Source organism: Prevotella communis, from assembly GCF_022024175.1.
Classification (GTDB): Bacteria; Bacteroidota; Bacteroidia; order Bacteroidales; family Bacteroidaceae; genus Prevotella; species Prevotella communis.
Window position 1 is genome coordinate 1,336,253 of the sequence record NZ_CP091794.1, and the last position, 16,549, is coordinate 1,352,801.

The following is a 16,549-nucleotide window of genomic DNA, read 5'->3' on the forward strand; positions in this document are numbered from 1 at the left end:
TTATTGTCCTACGGCTACTTTAGCGTAGCGAATCACTTTGTCGTTCAGTTTATAGCCAGGAGCCATGCAGTCGATGACTTTTCCTTTCTTGTCGTCGCCCATGCCAGGAACCAGGGCTACTGCCTCGTGCAGGCTGGTGTCGAAGTCGGCATCCTCTGTTTCAATCTTGCTCACGCCCTGAGCCTCCAGCGCCTTCATCAACTTCTGGTAAATCAGTTGCATACCTTCACGCAGAACCTGTGGGTCGTCTGTCTTCTCGCCATTGGCAATGGCGCGCTCCATATCGTCGATAACGGGGAGTAGGGCTGTGATGGTCTTCTCTCCACCATTCAGAATCAGTTCTGAACGCTCTTTCAGCGTACGCTTGCGATAGTTGTCAAATTCTGCCATCTGACGGAGTAATTTGTCCTTCAGGTCGGCAATCTGAGCTTCTGCAGCTTTCAGAGGATCTGTCTCTTCCTCAGCTTCCTCAACTTTTGCGTCAGTCTGTTCTTCTGTCACTTCGTCAGTAGGGGTTTCTACTGCCATATCGTCAGTATTTACCTCCTGCTCTTCTTTCTTTATATCTTTTTCTTCCATAATTCTAATGTTTTTCTTTATCCATGCAAAAAGCATGCCAAGCAAAACTGGTGTTCTGCTGGGCAAAACTGTCGAAGGCTGCTTTTCCACTGTTTCCATAGCAGAAGAGGCCTACGCGGATGCCTTTCCAATAGCCGGCACGCATGGGGAATGCGTCGCCCGCTTGGATGAAACGGGTGCCATCGGTGCTGTAGGAGAACTGGTGACGATTAGCCTGACAGTCGTTGTTAATGCGCACCCAGAGCTTCTGGAACTTACCCTTCTGAATGACTTCACGCTTGCCTTGAGACTCAATGAAAATGCCGTCTTTACAGAGGCCGATGCCATGAAATGTCTTGCCACTGCAGAAGAGACCGGCATAGCAGTTGCCCGACGCGGTGAATAGGGTGGTGCTCTCGCTCTGATATCCAATGACCTTCTGCGTGAGCATATTCCTACAGAGTTTCAGACTATCAGCGGGCTGGGCTTTTAGCGTAAGCCAGCCTTTTTTCTCCTTCAAGCTCCAGTGGGTGTCAACGGGATTGTGGTTCCACTGCCATTGCAGACCTAGTGTGGATGATGAAAATTCATCGTCTGTTTGTGGGAGAAATTGCAAGGATGAAGTTATCGGCTTCTGCCATTCAGAAACGGGTTCACCAATACCATTGCCATCATAATCGACTCCCATGAGGGGCCAATCGTCCTGCCAGCGAACGGGTTGCAGGTGAACCACGCGCCCTAAGACGGGCGTTTCCTGGAAATGGTAAAACCACCAGGTGTCATCGGGGGTATCGACCAAGGCACCCTGATGAGGGCCGTTGATGGAGGTAGAACCCTGTTCGAGCACGATTTTTCGCTCGTAGGGTCCATAGATATTCTTGGCTCTCAGTACTGTCTGCCAACCAGTTCCTACACCGCCCTCGGGGATGATGAGGTAGTAATAGCCATTACGCTTCATGAACTTAGTGCCTTCGGCGATAGGACCTTCATAGACGGTGGTACCCTCGTCGAGCAGTTGTTTGCCATCGGCCGACATCCGATGTACGATGATAGGACCTGCACCATGTTTGCTGCGACCTAAATAGGCTTGTCCGTCCTCATCCCAGAATGGGCAGGGATCTTCCCATTTGACCACGCGTCTGACCAGGTGAAGGGGTGCCCAAGGGCCGTGCGGGTCTTTTGCGGTAGTCATATAAAGTCCCTCTTCTGGGGTACAGAAATAGACGTAGAAGAGACCATCGTGATAGCGGATGGCAGGTGCCCACGAACCACCGGCGTAATGCTTGTTCTCGTCCCATCCAGGCTCGTTGAAGCGACTGTATATCTGACTGGTATACTGCCAATTAATCATATCGTCTGATTCCAATACCTGCATGCCGAGGAAATGAAAATCGGATGCTACCATATAGTATTTCTTGCCAACACGAATGACGTCAGGATCGGAGAAGTCGGCATTGAGCACGGGATTCTTGTAGGTGCCGTTACCTTGGTCGCCCCAGCCCTCTGTATCGCTGCGCACAAAGTCGGGACGTACATCGGGGGCATCAGTCCTAATGTCGATGTTATTGAAATGTACATTACGGGTGTGTCGCAGATAAAAACCCTTAGCAGGCAGGTTGCCCCACATAGTGGCCTCGGGGTAGGCTTTTTCCTTTTCGTTAGCTATGGAGTCGTTGATGGCCTTGAGGTCGATTTCGTTCACGCCTCCCTGATGTTGGATGGTGATATTCGATAGCCATATGTTGCGCACTGGATAGCCTGGCAGACCTGTGATAGAACAGCCCACAGGACCAGCATTCCGAATATGGAAGTTTTCCAAACGGATACCGTCAATACGACCTACGTGGTTTATGGGAATCAGTTCGGTGATGGTGTCATCATTGCCCGTGCCACTGAGCGCTTTCCCTGCTTCTTTCAATTTATAACCTCGTCCGCGATTGCCTAAACGGATAAAGATGGGCGACTCGGTGCCTTCAACAGTGAAGTCTGATGCGCTGACATTCTCGAGCATTCCACCATCCACAATCTCCAATGAGAGGGCCGACGTTCCAATTTTAGAAGGAGCACCAAAGAACTGACTTGACTGGTCGCTGCTGGGTTTAACCACGATACCTGAAATATTGATATTGCGGAAGCCTCCATTGGTCTCTGTTCCCAGTTTTACGGCGTTGCAATGGCTGGATATCACGCAGTCACAGATTCGGATATTTTCGCAGAGACGAGGTGAAGTGCTCTTCAGTGTGATACCATCGTCGTCGCTATCGGCTATAATGTCTCTGACAATGACTTCATGACAGCCATCGATATCAAGCGCGTCATTGTTGTAGTTGTTGCGATTGAACACCTTGATGCCTTCTATTCTTACGCGGTCGCAGGCCAGATAGTGTTGCATCCAGCAACCGGAGTTCTTAAGGGTGATGTCCTTGATGGTGATATCCTGACTTTGGATGAAACGGATGAGGTGGGGACGAGTGATGCCCTCGTCGTTCCAGGTGAGTTTCTTGAAGGCGCGACCTTGTCCGTCGATGGTGCCAAAGCCATCAATCACTACGTTTTTCACGTTGTCGGCATAAATCAACTGGATGGTTGAGGTCTGCGTGCGCAATGATACGTAATCAGACTTCATAGGCAGATACTCCTTCAGGTCCGTGCTACCAAAGAGCGTAGCCCCTTGTTCCAGATAGAGGTTTACACCTGATTTCAGTACGATAGAGCCAATTTTATATTGGCCGGTGGGTACTACCACTCTGCCGCCTCCCGCCTTCGCACAGTCGTCAATTGCCTGCTGCACGGCTTTTGTACTGAGCATTGTGGTATCCGTTTTTGCGCCATATGCCACAATATTATAATCACGTGCCTCTGCCTTTCCTGCCCATAGTGACAGGATGAGCGTAGTCATCAAAATAGTTTTCCTCATTATTATTTTGTTTATGTGTGCAAAGGTAATATTTTTTATTTTGTTTCCTTTGCCTAATAATGATATTTTTTTACCTTTGCATACAGATTTAAACTTTAACTTAAAACATGAAGGAATTTTTTGTAATCTTAGCAACCTTTGCCTTTGTGGCTTGTGGCGGAAGTAAAACACAGAAAGATAACGTTTCTGTGCAAGATGTAGATAGTATTCGGACATCATTAGTTGACTCTGCAGATAGTACAGAGAACAATACCTTCCACGTACAAGAAGATACATTAAAACAATTAAATGCTTTCGCCTCATTCACAGAAACACAGCCGGAATCAGTCAAAGAACTTATTGCAGGTTTCAGGTTTGGAAGAAGTGTGAAACAAAATGTTGACCATGCCTATCATTTGCCAAGACTAGAGTGTGACCAGTTCCGACTGGACTTGGATAGCATTTCTTACTGTGCAACTACAGGTAAGAGCCTGTTTTATGAAGATAAGTTGTATGCATTTAACGTCTACATAACATGGCGTTATCATGGTTTGGAGGATTTGGCAGACCTGACTAAAGCGGATTTTGATTCGCTTGCAACTTATTTCAAGAGCGTATATGGTTCAGATTCAAATAAATATATGTATACGGAGGCGGATACAGCTGATATATTATCTTTTTCTACTCATCATTGGAGAAAGAAAAATCTATACTTCCGTCTCTATTGGATTCCTGAAAACATAGAAGGAGCAAATGTAATAGGTATGGAATTTATCAATGGCCCTGTTTATCGTAAGGCATTGATAGAGCAGGAGAAAAGATTGAGCCCACGTTAAGAGGTGGGCTCAATAAGATTTTACTCTTCTACGATAGGATAGAGTTCGATGAACTCACCCTGATGATTTTGTCCGTCATTAATCAGTTCGGCTGTTTTCTGACCTACAGTCTCGATATCGTGGAAACCAGGCAGAGACATGTTGCCATTCAGGTCGGTGGTAGTGGGACCTGGGTGTACTGAGAAAATCTCTACGGGCGTATTGCTCTGTTGGAATTCTATTGCCATCACGCCCATCATGGCATTCAGGGCGGCCTTGCTGGCAACATAAGCCAAAGGATGCCAGTAGGGACTGATTTCTGAAGGCACGGTGATATTCACAATGCGACCATTATTGTTCGCTAATACTGGGAGCAAGGCTTTTGTTAGCGCCCATGTGCCGATGAAGTTCACATCCAGTGTTTCGCGGATATCGTTCAATTCCGTGTGAGCGCTATCTACACTCATGTCGCCAGGAATGCCAGCATTGTTGACAAGGAGTGAAAGGTTGGGGTAATTCTCGCTGATTTCTTTTGTAGCCTGATTGATACCATTCAGGTCCTTCAGTTCGATATTCACATAGCCCAGTACGTTGACGCCAGCAGCTTTCAGTTCGCAGATGGCTTTCTCAGCACGCTGCTCGTCGCGTGCACTGATTATCACGTTCCATCCGCTTAGGCCCAGATGCTTTGCAATGCCAAAGCCGATGCCTTTGTTGGCACCTGTCACCAAAACAATCTTTTCGTTTGCCATTTTTTTTCTGTTTTAATAAAGTTTTTGCAAAGGAACTCATTTATCTCTGTACCACCAAACATTGTTCCTATCATGCAAAAAAGAACTACAATTTGGGTAAGTAAAATGAAATAAATGCTTTTTTGTTTTGCGTTTCAATTGGTTTGCACTACCTTTGTGCCATAAAAACATCAAAACTTAAATGAAACAATACCTTGACATACTGGATCGCATCCTAAAAGAGGGGACGCAGAAAGGTGACCGTACGGGTACGGGCACACTGAGCATCTTTGGTACGCAGAGTCGTTATGACCTAAGTAAGGGATTTCCTCTTCTCACTACAAAGAAGTTGCACCTCAAGTCGATTATCTACGAATTGCTGTGGTTTCTTAATGGCGACACAAATGTGAAATACTTGCAGGATAACGGTGTAAGGATATGGAATGAATGGGCTGATGAGAACGGCGAACTTGGACCCGTCTATGGGCACCAATGGCGCTCTTGGCCAGACTACGACGGAGGTACGATAGACCAAATAAAGTATGTGGTGGATCAGATTAAGAATAATCCTAATTCGCGACGTATGATTGTATCGGCGTGGAACGTGGCTGAGGTGAACAAGATGGCGTTGCCTCCTTGTCACACGATTTTCCAGTTCTACGTGGCCGACGGCAAGTTGTCATTGCAGCTATATCAGCGTAGTGCAGATACCTTCCTGGGTGTACCGTTTAACATCGCATCGTATGCCCTGTTGTGTATGATGATGGCACAGGTGTGTGGACTGAAACCTGGTGAGTTCATTCATACTACAGGCGATACTCATCTGTATCTGAACCATTTGGAACAGGCCCGCTTGCAGCTCACGCGTGAGCCTCGACCTCTGCCCACAATGAAGATTAATCCCGACGTGAAGAGTATTTTCGACTTCAAGTATGAGGACTTCCAATTAGAGAATTATGATCCCTGGCCACATATTAAAGCAGAGGTAAGCGTATGATATCAATGATTGCCGCCGTAGCGAAGAATCGCGCTATTGGCTTTGAGAATAAACTGATTTACTGGTTGCCCAATGACCTAAAGCGTTTTAAGGCTTTGACAACGGGACACACCATTGTGATGGGACGTAAGACGTTTGAGAGTCTGCCAAAAGGGGCTCTTCCTAATCGCAGGAACTGCGTGCTGACAAAGAGTTCTAAAGAACTTCCAGGTTGTGACTGCTTTGATAGTTGGGACGACTTTTTCAAGAGTTGCAAGCCTGATGAGGATATCTATATCATTGGGGGCGCCAGCCTTTATACAAACCTGTTGGACAAGGCCGACCGTCTCTGTCTGACGGAGATTGACGATACACCTGCGCAAGCCGATACGTTTTTCCCTGAATATGAGGAAGACTGGCAAGAAAAATGGCGCGAAGATCACCCCGCGGATGATCGTCACGCCTATCCTTATGCGTTTGTTGACTATGTAAGACGTTAAGACTATCTCACATCAGCCCATCTTACATTAGTCATCAAGGTCTACCATGTCCATTACGGGCAACTGTCTCTCGAAGGCTGAGTGAAATGAAATCAGCGTCTGCGAACTGCTAAGTCCTAAAGGCTGCAGTTTGTCATGGATGATGGTGAGCAGATGGTGATTGTTCTGAGCATAAATCTTAATAAACATATCGAAATTTCCCGTGGTGTAATGGCATTCCGTTACCTCGGGAATTTTCTTTAGTTCCTCTAATACTTGGTCAAAATCCTCAGGATTTTTCAGGTTCAAACCAATGAAGGCACAGGTCTCATAACCCACCTTCTCAGGGTCGATAAGGAACTGTGAGCCTTTCAGGATACCGATATTGGTCAATTTCTGGATGCGCTGGTGAATGGCTGCTCCACTCACGTCACATACACGTGCTACTTCTAGAAAAGGAATACGTGCGTCGGCGGCGACAAGCTTCAGAATCTGCTTGTCCAGTCTGTCAAGTTTTTCTTTTGCCATATTCTTAATTTTAAATCTTAATTCTTGTTTGTTTTCTCTACTGCTGAATAATTGATTTTTAGTGCAAACGATTGTTGCAAGGCTTCTTTAATTTGAGCTATCATGCCGAATGGTACGTCGCGGTCGGCCTTGATGGAGACTGTCATTCTGGGTTGGTCTTCTGAATTCATCTGGGCTTTCTCGGTTTCCACGAAGGCTTTGATGTCCGACATGGTGGCCAGTTTGTTGTTTAGTTGGATATAGAAACTATCGGCCGGTTGACCTGGTACACGACCTACGTAGATGGTGCTGACTGATGACTTGTGAGTCAGCTTTCGTACTTCTGTTCCCTTGGGCACATCGTAACGCACCTGTAAGTCGACATCCCTCATGTGGGTGACAATCATGAAGAAGAAGAGCACGGTGAATATCAGGTCGGGTAGGGCTGCTGTATTCAGACCTGGCATCTCATGTTTCTTTCTGCGAAAAACTCCACGTTTCATGATGACTCACCTCCTTTCTCTTCAAGAGCCTGCTCGCTGATGCGCTGGGGATAGACCAGGGCAATGGCATCTCGCTGCTCTGCATTACACTGAGCGTAGGGGTGCTGGAATTGTTTGAGGGCCAATTCGTTGCGTAGGTGGTTGTAGCCTGCTACCACAGCATTCTGCATCTGGAAATAGGAGTCGTAGGTAGCCTTTGGGCTGACCTCAACGATAATCACATGACGATCGCTGACCTTACAGCGTCCCAAAAGGTGCACTTCGCGTACACTCAGTTCGGGCAGGGTGGGGTCATCGGCAGTATTAGCTACGAAATCTTCTACACGCTTAGACAAATCATCGATTGCCATAGGCTCATCGTTGCAGGTGAGCTGATTGTTGGCGTTGAGTTTGAGGCAGAGGGCATTACGTTGTTTAACTACCAGTTCCTCTTCTTTCGTCAGATCATCTGGCGGAGGCAGTTGGCGAGGCAGTCCCCAGTCAGTGTCCATGGATGAGGTCACGAGGAAGAAGATCAACAGCATGAATGATATATCCGCTGTCGATGTGGTGTTCAAACCTGGCATCTCCTTTTTTTTCCTCGTAAACATGAATCTAAACTATTAGTCGTTGTGGGTGGTATATTGATGAACAATAGACCATATAACAAGACCTGCTAGGAGGCCCATCAAAATATAAATCGTATAGAGTAGAACGTCAACCATTTTTTTTTCTTAATGCGCTAGCAAATTATTCACTTTTCACTCTTCGCTTTTACTTTTGCAAAGATATCCATCAGGTTGATGGCTCCCTCTTCCATCTGAGTAGTCAGACGGTCAATGCGAGAGTTGACAAAGTTGTAGAACACCTGCAGAATAAGTGCCACGATGATACCAAAGATAGTGGTAATCAGGGCTACTTTCATACCTTCTGCCACGATGGTAGGACTAATGTCGCCCTCGGCCTGAATCTGGTCAAAAGCCATCACCATACCAATCACTGTACCTAGGAATCCCAGTGAGGGAGCAATAGCAATACAGAGCTTGATCCATGAACAACCACGCTCCAGACGTGAGGTGAGCACTGTGCCATAACTGATGATGCTACGCTCGATGTCCTCAGCAGATTCGTTGATATGCATTAGTCCCTGATAGCAGACGCTGGCCACTGGACCACGGGTGTTGCGACAGATGGTCTTAGCACCTTCCACATCGCCGCTCTCTACTTTCTTCTCGATATCAGAGAGCAACTTCTTGGTGTTTACCTCGGAACGTGTCAGATAGATGATTCGCTCAATGCAAAGAGCCAAACCGATAATCAGGACAATAGCAACAAGCGACATATAACGTGGATCACCCTCAATGAATTTATTCTTCAATTCCTGATGCATCCCAATGTCTTCTGCTGCCATCTCGGCCAGTTCTGCCATATCCTCGTTGCCAATCATCTCTTCTATGGACATGTCGGCATCACTACTGTCAACCACAACGGCCTCTGTCGTCTGTTTGGTTGAATCCTGTGCATAAACAGTTTGCCCCATGAGCAGCAATCCGGCTGCAAAAAGGGCAATTGTAAGTTTTTTCATTCTTTCTTGTTACAATTTGGCCGCAAAGGTACTAAAAAAAGGTAAAAACTAAAAGTGAATGGGAAAAAAAATGCTACTGCCTAATATTTTTTAAATATGTATTCATATTAGACGGTAGCAAATTATTCTTTTTTTACGTTTCTGCTATTCTTTCTTGTAGTCTGACTCTGTCATGAACAGATAGGATGGACGATAACCTCCGAAGTCGACAACAATTTTTTCAAAGACGATGCCAGGATGCTTGGGCTGTAGTTTCAGCTCATGAACATCGCTATCACCCACAGGCAGTTCTATCACTTTCTCCACAACACGGCGGGCAATGGTGGGATAGAACTCGGAATACATATAGGGCTGGCGATCTACAAGGGTCTTGTTGAAATTGATGGTCTCTGGCTTTGTGTTGTCTATGCTGATAGTGCACTCATGACCACCGATGTTGAGGAAATCGAGGGTTGACTTTACTATAACGCGTACCTTTACTGTCTTCGGTGCATCCTTGGGTAAGGTGAAACGATAGGTCAGCGAGGCGTCACCTACGGGGCTTGTATAGGGTGTTAAAGCTACGGCACTACGTGTGCGACCGTAATAGGGATAGACGCTCCACTGAGTATCGCCATCGGCTTTGCTGGCAAAAAAGTGCTCGGCCTCCATAGATATATAGCCATTGCTAGGAGTGAAGACATAGCCACCCAGTCCCTTGTCTTCAACCTTCTTGGTAGTGGGCAACATGTCACGACGGAAATTGTCGTTCCAGAAGCGATAACCAATATGTTTCTGGGTCATCATACCATCCCATTTACCTTGACTCATCTCCTTATTATAATAGGCACAGAGCAATGAGTCGCGCTTGAAGCAGTCGGCAACATGCTTCGCCCATTTGTTGGCATCTGGACTATTACGTTCTGCCAGGTATAGGTTCATGGCTTGAGCATAGTACATGTCATAGAGGTTGGCCATTGCTTGAACGGGGAAGAGTATCAACTGGCGATAGGCATCATGCTTCTCCTGTGGTATTTCTGCAAAGAGGCGGAGGGCACGTGTCTCCAGACGCAGATACTCGTCGGCCACCTTTTTCCATTCGCCAGTCTCCACATTATAGGTACGAGCATCCAACATCTCGGGGGTGACGCGTGCCATATACTGACAGTTCTGGTTGTAGATATCTGCAGCTTCCTTGGCAACCTCGCATCCGAGTGTTCTACGGAAGAACTTTGTTGTATGGTCGGTCACGTTTTGTAAGTTGTACTCTTTGGGATTCCAAGCCATATCCATAAACAACTGGATGGGATATTCCATAGGCTTTAAGTCGCCCACATTCAGAATCCACATACGTTGTATACCGTGGTCGTAGGCCAGTGAGAGTTGTTCAAACATCTGTTGGGTCTGGGTCACGTTAATCCATTTCGAATTACGAGGTGCTCCTACATAGTCTACGTGGTAGTAGATACCCCATCCGCCTTTGCGGCTGCGCTCTTTGTCGTTTACTGGTACACGACGGATATCGCCCCAGTTGTCATCACTGATGAGAATCATAACGTCATCGGGTACGCGCAGCCCTGCATCATAATAGTCTTGCACCTCTTTATATAATGCCCATACTTGTGTGGTCTTCTCTGCAGGTTTACCTGTCACATCCTTGATAATCTGACGCTGGTTATTGATGATACGCTCCATCAGTTTTGTATCTGCCTTGTCGCTCATGGCTTCATCACCGTCGCCACGCATACCGATGGTCACGATATCCTCAGTACCTTTCATGCGCTCAATACCCTCACGGAAGAACTGATCAAGTTTCTCTTGATTGGTCTGATAGTTCCATGCTCCCCATTTTCCACGATTACGTGCATATTCCTGATGGTTGCGTGCCATAGGCTCATGGTGAGAGGTGCCCATCATCACACCCATACGGTCGGCCAGTTTGCCATTCTCAGGATCGTCGGCATAGAATGCCCATCCCCACATAGCAGGCCACATCATGTTGCCCTTCAGGCGCAGGATGAGTTCAAAGACCTTCTCGTAGAAATGGTGGTCGCCATAGTCTGTGCCGAAGGTGTTTTTCACCCATGAGGTCAGACAGGGAGCCTCGTCATTGAGGAAGATGCCTCGAAACTCTACTGCAGGTTCACCATCGGTATACGTACCTTTTATTATATAGGCCTCGTCACGTTTGGTGATGGGTACATCTGCCCAATAGTACCAAGGTGATACACCTAACTGCTGGCTCAACTCATAGATACCATAGATGGTACCGCGACGATCACTACCGGCAATGACCAGTTGGTTGCCCACGGTGGTGATAATATATTTTTCGCGTTTGCCTTTCAGATTGGCAAGTTTCAACTTGTCGATATCCTTGTTCTTTCCAAGTGTACCAATCAGAATGTTGCCCTTTCCTGCCCCCTCTAAAAGGTTGGGAGTCTTACCCAGCACCTTTTCGATATCTATCTTCAGGTTGTTGATGGCAATCTTTACGCCTTCGTATTCGTCAGCGCTATAGCTGATAGAGGCGTTACTGAGAGGTAGGGCACCCTCTACGGGGGTGAACTTCACGAATCGCTCAGTGGCCTGTGTTACCGTAAAAGTGGCCATTGCCACGCACAGTACTAATAATTTCTTAATCATCATCTCCTTTGTTATTGTATTGTTATCATTAATTCTCTCGCGTTCTTCTCATCAGAACTGGTGCCAACAAGAATCTCGTACTTACCAGGTTTTACACGCATGGTGTTTGACTCTGCATCCCAGAACTCAAACGACTGTTTGTTGAGTTGGATTGTAGCAGTAGCAGTTCCTCCCGCCTTCACATTGATACGCTCAAAGCCACGGAGTGTTTTCAATGGTCCATCGGCATCCTGTAGATTGCGGATATAAACCTGTACGACCTCAGCACCGTCGCGTTTGCCGGTATTGGCTACTTCTGCAGTTAATGTCCAGTCTGTTGGGTTCGTACCATTCTTCTCAACTCCAGCCTTTGTAATTTCAAAGTTTGTGTAGCTCAGTCCATAACCGAAGGGGAAGAGGGCGTCTGTGAAGTAGCGATAAGTGCGTCCTTTCATCGAGTAGTCCTCGTAGTCGGGCAATTGGTTGCTATTCTTATAAAAGGTGACGGGCAGTTTTCCACTTGGGTTATAGTCGCCAAAAAGAACATCAGCCACAGCCGTACCACCTTCCTGGCCTGGATACCATGCCTGTACGATCGCGTCGCAGGTCTTTATCTCGGGTTCCAAGGCAATACATGAGCCAGAGCAGTTGACAAAGATAATGGTCTTGCCTGCATCCTTCAGTGCCTTCAGGAAATCGCGCTGTACCTTTGGTAACTCAATATGGGTACGGTCGCCTCCCTTGAATCCATCAATATCCACAGGCATCTCTTCGCCTTCCAAAGCTGGTGAGATACCTCCCACGAAGATAACTTTATTAATTCCCTTCAGTTGATTGATGATGGTTTGATAGTCAATGGGATATTCCTTAGCGATATTAATGGCTAGGTTGGCGTTGTAAGTAGGAACGTGTGAGAAACGTACCTCGATATTGTAACTCTTACCTTTCTCGGCATTAATAACAATATGATTGGGCGTGGTGCGCCAGATACGATGGTGGAACTGGCGTTCGCCGTTGAGATAGAGCTCAAATTGACCACATCCATCCACGTTTACCACATATTCGCCAGCTTCATTAGGGGTGAAGACCGTCTCGTACTTCGCGGAGAAATCCTCGAGTTGTACACCTGGGGCGAAGTTGTGCATACCAAAGGTGGTTACAGCCAAGGGCTGGGTGTAGTATTGCGTGGTAACTGGTTTTCCTTCCATCTTACGATTGTTCCAGAATGTTCCCTTTATACCTTTCTTTCCCTCGAAAGAACACTGTGATCCCAACAGACTCTCTAATACTTTGTCGTAGGTCAGGTCGCAACCAGGTGCATAGAACAGTTTCTTTTGTTTTGCCTTGATGCCATCCAGAATCGTAATAGTGTGGTTGGGCTGGCCATTATAGTTGCCCCACATCATTGGCGTGTTGTCGGCATTGGGACCAATAACTGCAATCTTCTCAGAATTCTTTTTCAAGGGCAGGACGGAATCGCTATTTTTTAGCAATACAATGCTTTGTCTTGCCATATCCAGTGATAAATTAGCAGATTCCTTAGTAGACATGGCAGAATAGGGAATCTTTGACCACTCTACCAGTGAAGGATCGTCCATTTCGCCTAAGTCGAAACGTCCCTCTAGCAGACGAATAACGTGCTTGTCAACCTCGGCCTCTGTCATGAACCCACGTTTCACAGCCTCGGGGATACTTCTGTAAGCGTAGCCGTAGCCACACTCTACATCGGTACCGGCGATTGTGGCCTTTGCGGAAGCATGTGTGGCATCGCTTGATGACTTATGTGACTCGTAGAAATCGCTAACAGCTCCACAGTCGCTCACTACCAGATACTCAAAACCCCATTCGTCGCGAAGAATCTGTTGCAGCAGGCGCTGGCTTCCACAACAGGGGTCATCATCTAAACGCTGATAAGCACACATCACCTCACGGACTTTAGCATCCTGTACCAATGTCTTGAAAGCAGGCATGTAGGTCTCCCACATATCGCGTGGTGATACATCTGTCAGATTGGCTGTGTGACGGGTATATTCCGGACCACTATGTACGGCATAATGCTTTGCGCAAGCCCAGAGCTTACGATATTTGGCATCCTCAGGTCCTTGTAGGCCCTTAACCACCTGTACACCCATGACTGATGTCAGGTAAGGATCTTCACCATAGGTTTCCTGTCCGCGTCCCCAACGTGGGTCACGGAAGATGTTGACATTGGGTGTCCAGACAGAGAGACTATGGAATTTCTCGTCCTCGCCTTTCAGGTCGTGCATACGATGGTTGTACTGTGCACGGAACTCGGTACTGGCTGCATCAAATACTTTATACACCAGGCCTGGGTTCCAGGATGCAGCCATAGCGATTGGTTCTGGGAATACTGTTACGTTGCCCATGTTTGCAGCACCATGCAAGGCTTCACTCCACCAGAAAAACTTCTTAATACCCAATCGGGGAATTGCGGGACTTTCGTCTAGCATCAGTTTTGCCTTCTCTTCAAGTGTCAGTCGTGAACAGAGATCCTTGGCTCGTTCCTTGGCGCTGAGGGACGGATTTTGATATGGTAGCACCTGAGCCTGCATACCTAGGCTGACTGTGAGCAGCGTCACAATGAGAGTCTTTCGTTTCATCTTTTTCTTATAGTTTTAGAAATTTGCTACAAAATTACTATACAATCCCGATTTTTCCTTATGTTTTTGTTGCATAGACTTTTTAGTATGTTACAATTGAGAAATCTCTGTATACGCGCGTTGGACATATTATTTTTTTTTGTTACATTTGCATTCGATATTATAAACATCTACCTTTAATTAAACAATATGAAGAAAACCTTAACTATTTTGACGCTAGCTGTGCCATTAATTACAGCAGCTCAAAATCCCGTGATCCGTGACCAGTTTACGGCTGACCCAACTGCGCGAGTTTTTAACGGTAAAGTTTATCTCTATCCGTCTCACGACATTCTGCCACCAGCGGGACAACGTCAGGATTGGTTCTGTATGGAGGACTATCACGTTTTCTCGTCAGAGAATCTGACTGACTGGACCGACCACGGTGTGATTGTGACTCAGAATAAGGTTCCCTGGGTAAGAAAAGACTCTTATTCTATGTGGGCTCCTGATTGCGTAGAGAAAAACGGAAAGTATTATTTTTATTTCCCATCTGCTCCTGCTGCCGGACGTGGCGGATTTGCTGTTGGTGTAGCTGTTGCCGATAGTCCAGAGGGTCCGTTTATTCCTGAACCAGAGCCCATCAAGGGTATCAATGGCATTGACCCGTGTGTGCTTCAGGCTTCAGACGGTAATGCATATATCTTCTGGGGTAATGGGCGTTGTGCCAAACTGAAGCCCAATATGAAAGAACTGGCTGACGATAATCCCAAGGAGACAGTGAAGTGGGGTAACCGTGAGATGGAAATGATTGGTGTTAGTTGCTTGAAAGATCTGCCTAATCGGCAGGCTGAGGGACCCTTCGCCTTTGAGTATAATGGCAATTATTATCTGACCTATCCTTATGTAAGAGAGAATACCGAGGTTCTAGGCTATGCCATGAGTAAGAATCCCATGGGACCTTACGAGTATAAGGGACTGATTATGGCAGAGCATGCCAATGGTTGTTGGACTAACCATCATAGTATCGTGAACTACAAAGGGCAGTGGTATCTGTTCTATCATCATAATTTCTTCTCGCCCAGCGATGATAAGCGTCGCTCAGTACAGATTGAGAAACTGTATTTCAATGCTGATGGTACCATACAGGAAGTGAAACCTACAATGCGAGGTGTTGGTATTAATAAGGCTACAGAGAAGATTGAGATTGATCGTTACAGTAACGCTTCTCAGGGCGTGACCACTGCTCATGTGGATACAACAATTGCTTTCAGTGGTGATTATGCAACTATTCCTTCTAAGGGTTGGATGAGATATGCTGATGTGGACTTCGATTGTCTGACAGACGGTTATCTTCAGATTAGTGTGAAAGCAAGTGATGATACTGAGTTCTGTATCCGTGAAAAGAGTGCTACAGGTAAGGTCATCGCTCGCATCAAGTTGGCCGTTCGCCCACCAGAACCTACTCCTGGAGCTGCTGCCAATCCAATGATGGCTCGTTTCCGTCGTGATCAGAGAAATCAGTGGCTCACTCAGACTACAACGTTGGAGTACACACCAAAGGGAGTTACCGACCTCGTAATCACTAATGAGGGTGGGGGCGAACTCTCTGTTGACTGGATTTTGTTCAAGAACCGTCCGAAGTATTTCTCACCTGCTACTGCAACGCCTGCTAAGCCTGATAGCGAGGGATTCATACGTCGATGGACACTCTTAGAGCCTATTGATAAGCCGAATAGTGGTAACACTGTATTTACTGATACCTATCTGCGTGAGCATTTCAATCGTGAGTATTTTAAGGGGCAGCAGACGATCCTGCCTAAGGATGGTCAGAAGGTGAAGGCTGTGTTCCAGCAGGAACAGGCTCCTGCAGGATTCGGTCGTGGTGCACAGCAGATGCCGGAGGGACCGAAAGTGAAGACCGTGAAGCAGACGCTGACTTGGCATGCGCTTGATAGCGAGAACTTCAATGTGAAATTGTTCCGCTTCGCAGAGAAATGGGGCGAGAAGGTCTATGGTGTGCTTTTCTGGGGTGTGACTATTATCGACTGTCCTGAGGATATTGAGAATGTACGCTTGGCTGTTGGTTCTAACTCTGCTTCAATGTGGTGGCTCAATGGTGACGAGGTGCTTCTGCTCTCTGGCGACCGTCGTATGGTGAAGGACGATGCCGTGTCTCACCGCTTGACCTTAAAGAAAGGACGCAACGTCCTGCGTGGTGCCATTATTAATGGCCCTGGTATGAGCGACTTCTGCGTGCGCTTCATTAACGAGAAAGGTACCCCTGTAACAAACTATTCAATCATTAATAGCAAATAA

The 16,549-nt window shown here is 46.8% G+C and carries 13 protein-coding genes; 4 read left to right on the forward strand and 9 right to left on the reverse strand.

The features are described 5' to 3' along the window. Positions 1 to 579: a nucleotide exchange factor GrpE gene (locus L6466_RS05330; RefSeq protein WP_091817408.1), complete on the reverse strand. Its 579-nt coding sequence runs from the start codon at positions 577 to 579 to the stop codon at positions 1 to 3. Between the two features lie 4 nt (positions 580 to 583). Continuing rightward, a complete protein-coding gene (locus L6466_RS05335) occupies positions 584 to 3,475 on the reverse strand; it encodes a family 43 glycosylhydrolase (protein ID WP_237803535.1) in 2,892 nt (963 codons plus the stop codon). A 107-nt stretch (positions 3,476 to 3,582) separates the two neighbouring features. Here L6466_RS05335 and L6466_RS05340 point away from each other — a divergent pair, with 107 nt between their 5' ends. Continuing rightward, complete coding sequence (locus L6466_RS05340) at positions 3,583 to 4,290, forward strand: hypothetical protein (RefSeq protein ID WP_237803534.1); 708 nt, start codon at positions 3,583 to 3,585, stop codon at positions 4,288 to 4,290. 20 nt (positions 4,291 to 4,310) lie between these two features. Here L6466_RS05340 and L6466_RS05345 read toward each other — a convergent pair whose 3' ends face one another. Further along, positions 4,311 to 5,021 carry an SDR family NAD(P)-dependent oxidoreductase gene (locus tag L6466_RS05345; protein ID WP_091817418.1) on the reverse strand — a complete coding sequence of 237 codons (711 nt, stop codon included), beginning with the start codon at positions 5,019 to 5,021 and terminating at the stop codon, positions 4,311 to 4,313. Positions 5,022 to 5,202: 181 nt separating this feature from the next. On the opposite strand from L6466_RS05345, the gene L6466_RS05350 reads away from it, so the two are divergent. Next, positions 5,203 to 5,997 carry a thymidylate synthase gene (locus tag L6466_RS05350; protein ID WP_091817421.1) on the forward strand — a complete coding sequence of 265 codons (795 nt, stop codon included), beginning with the start codon at positions 5,203 to 5,205 and terminating at the stop codon, positions 5,995 to 5,997. Then, positions 5,994 to 6,476 carry a dihydrofolate reductase gene (locus tag L6466_RS05355; RefSeq protein ID WP_091817424.1) on the forward strand — a complete coding sequence of 161 codons (483 nt, stop codon included), beginning with the start codon at positions 5,994 to 5,996 and terminating at the stop codon, positions 6,474 to 6,476. Before L6466_RS05350 ends, L6466_RS05355 begins: the two co-directional genes overlap by 4 nt. Before the next feature lie 27 nt (positions 6,477 to 6,503). Here L6466_RS05355 and L6466_RS05360 read toward each other — a convergent pair whose 3' ends face one another. The 6 genes from L6466_RS05360 to xyl3A all read right to left on the reverse strand — a co-directional run bounded on the left by L6466_RS05360 (position 6,504) and on the right by xyl3A (position 14,251). Next, positions 6,504 to 6,983, reverse strand: coding sequence for an Lrp/AsnC family transcriptional regulator (locus L6466_RS05360; protein ID WP_091817427.1), 480 nt, complete (start codon positions 6,981 to 6,983; stop codon positions 6,504 to 6,506). Positions 6,984 to 7,000: 17 nt separating this feature from the next. Then, positions 7,001 to 7,465: an ExbD/TolR family protein gene (locus L6466_RS05365; RefSeq protein WP_091817430.1), complete on the reverse strand. Its 465-nt coding sequence runs from the start codon at positions 7,463 to 7,465 to the stop codon at positions 7,001 to 7,003. Beyond that, a complete protein-coding gene (locus L6466_RS05370; protein WP_237803533.1) occupies positions 7,462 to 8,031 on the reverse strand; it encodes an ExbD/TolR family protein in 570 nt (189 codons plus the stop codon). The genes L6466_RS05365 and L6466_RS05370 overlap by 4 nt, the downstream gene beginning before the upstream one ends. Before the next feature lie 167 nt (positions 8,032 to 8,198). Further along, entirely contained in the window at positions 8,199 to 9,029 is an 831-nt protein-coding gene (locus tag L6466_RS05375) for a MotA/TolQ/ExbB proton channel family protein (RefSeq protein ID WP_237803532.1), read from the reverse strand. A gap of 144 nt (positions 9,030 to 9,173) precedes the next feature. Next, positions 9,174 to 11,654, reverse strand: a complete 2,481-nt coding sequence (locus tag L6466_RS05380; RefSeq protein WP_237803531.1) for a glycosyl hydrolase 115 family protein — start codon at positions 11,652 to 11,654, stop codon at positions 9,174 to 9,176. Positions 11,655 to 11,662: 8 nt separating this feature from the next. Next, entirely contained in the window at positions 11,663 to 14,251 is a 2,589-nt protein-coding gene (gene xyl3A / locus L6466_RS05385) for a xylan 1,4-beta-xylosidase (protein ID WP_237793079.1), read from the reverse strand. A 189-nt stretch (positions 14,252 to 14,440) separates the two neighbouring features. Between xyl3A and L6466_RS14325 the strand changes: the two genes are divergently transcribed. Next, positions 14,441 to 16,549 (forward strand): family 43 glycosylhydrolase, encoded by a 2,109-nt coding sequence (locus tag L6466_RS14325; protein ID WP_237803530.1) that lies wholly within the window; start codon positions 14,441 to 14,443, stop codon positions 16,547 to 16,549.

What these genes read in the sequence shown, in the direction of transcription:
- L6466_RS05380 (WP_237803531.1), bottom strand. Translation starts at nt 11,654, where the DNA reads ATGATGATTAAGAAATTATTAGTACTGTGCGTGGCAATGGCCACTTTT.
- L6466_RS05350 (WP_091817421.1), top strand. Translation starts at nt 5,203, where the DNA reads ATGAAACAATACCTTGACATACTGGATCGCATCCTAAAAGAGGGGACG.
- L6466_RS14325 (WP_237803530.1), top strand. Translation starts at nt 14,441, where the DNA reads ATGAAGAAAACCTTAACTATTTTGACGCTAGCTGTGCCATTAATTACA.
- L6466_RS05370 (WP_237803533.1), bottom strand. Translation starts at nt 8,031, where the DNA reads ATGCCAGGTTTGAACACCACATCGACAGCGGATATATCATTCATGCTG.
- L6466_RS05335 (WP_237803535.1), bottom strand. Translation starts at nt 3,475, where the DNA reads ATGAGGAAAACTATTTTGATGACTACGCTCATCCTGTCACTATGGGCA.
- L6466_RS05330 (WP_091817408.1), bottom strand. Translation starts at nt 579, where the DNA reads ATGGAAGAAAAAGATATAAAGAAAGAAGAGCAGGAGGTAAATACTGAC.
- L6466_RS05345 (WP_091817418.1), bottom strand. Translation starts at nt 5,021, where the DNA reads ATGGCAAACGAAAAGATTGTTTTGGTGACAGGTGCCAACAAAGGCATC.
- L6466_RS05375 (WP_237803532.1), bottom strand. Translation starts at nt 9,029, where the DNA reads ATGAAAAAACTTACAATTGCCCTTTTTGCAGCCGGATTGCTGCTCATG.
- L6466_RS05365 (WP_091817430.1), bottom strand. Translation starts at nt 7,465, where the DNA reads ATGAAACGTGGAGTTTTTCGCAGAAAGAAACATGAGATGCCAGGTCTG.
- L6466_RS05360 (WP_091817427.1), bottom strand. Translation starts at nt 6,983, where the DNA reads ATGGCAAAAGAAAAACTTGACAGACTGGACAAGCAGATTCTGAAGCTT.
- xyl3A (WP_237793079.1), bottom strand. Translation starts at nt 14,251, where the DNA reads ATGAAACGAAAGACTCTCATTGTGACGCTGCTCACAGTCAGCCTAGGT.
- L6466_RS05340 (WP_237803534.1), top strand. Translation starts at nt 3,583, where the DNA reads ATGAAGGAATTTTTTGTAATCTTAGCAACCTTTGCCTTTGTGGCTTGT.
- L6466_RS05355 (WP_091817424.1), top strand. Translation starts at nt 5,994, where the DNA reads ATGATATCAATGATTGCCGCCGTAGCGAAGAATCGCGCTATTGGCTTT.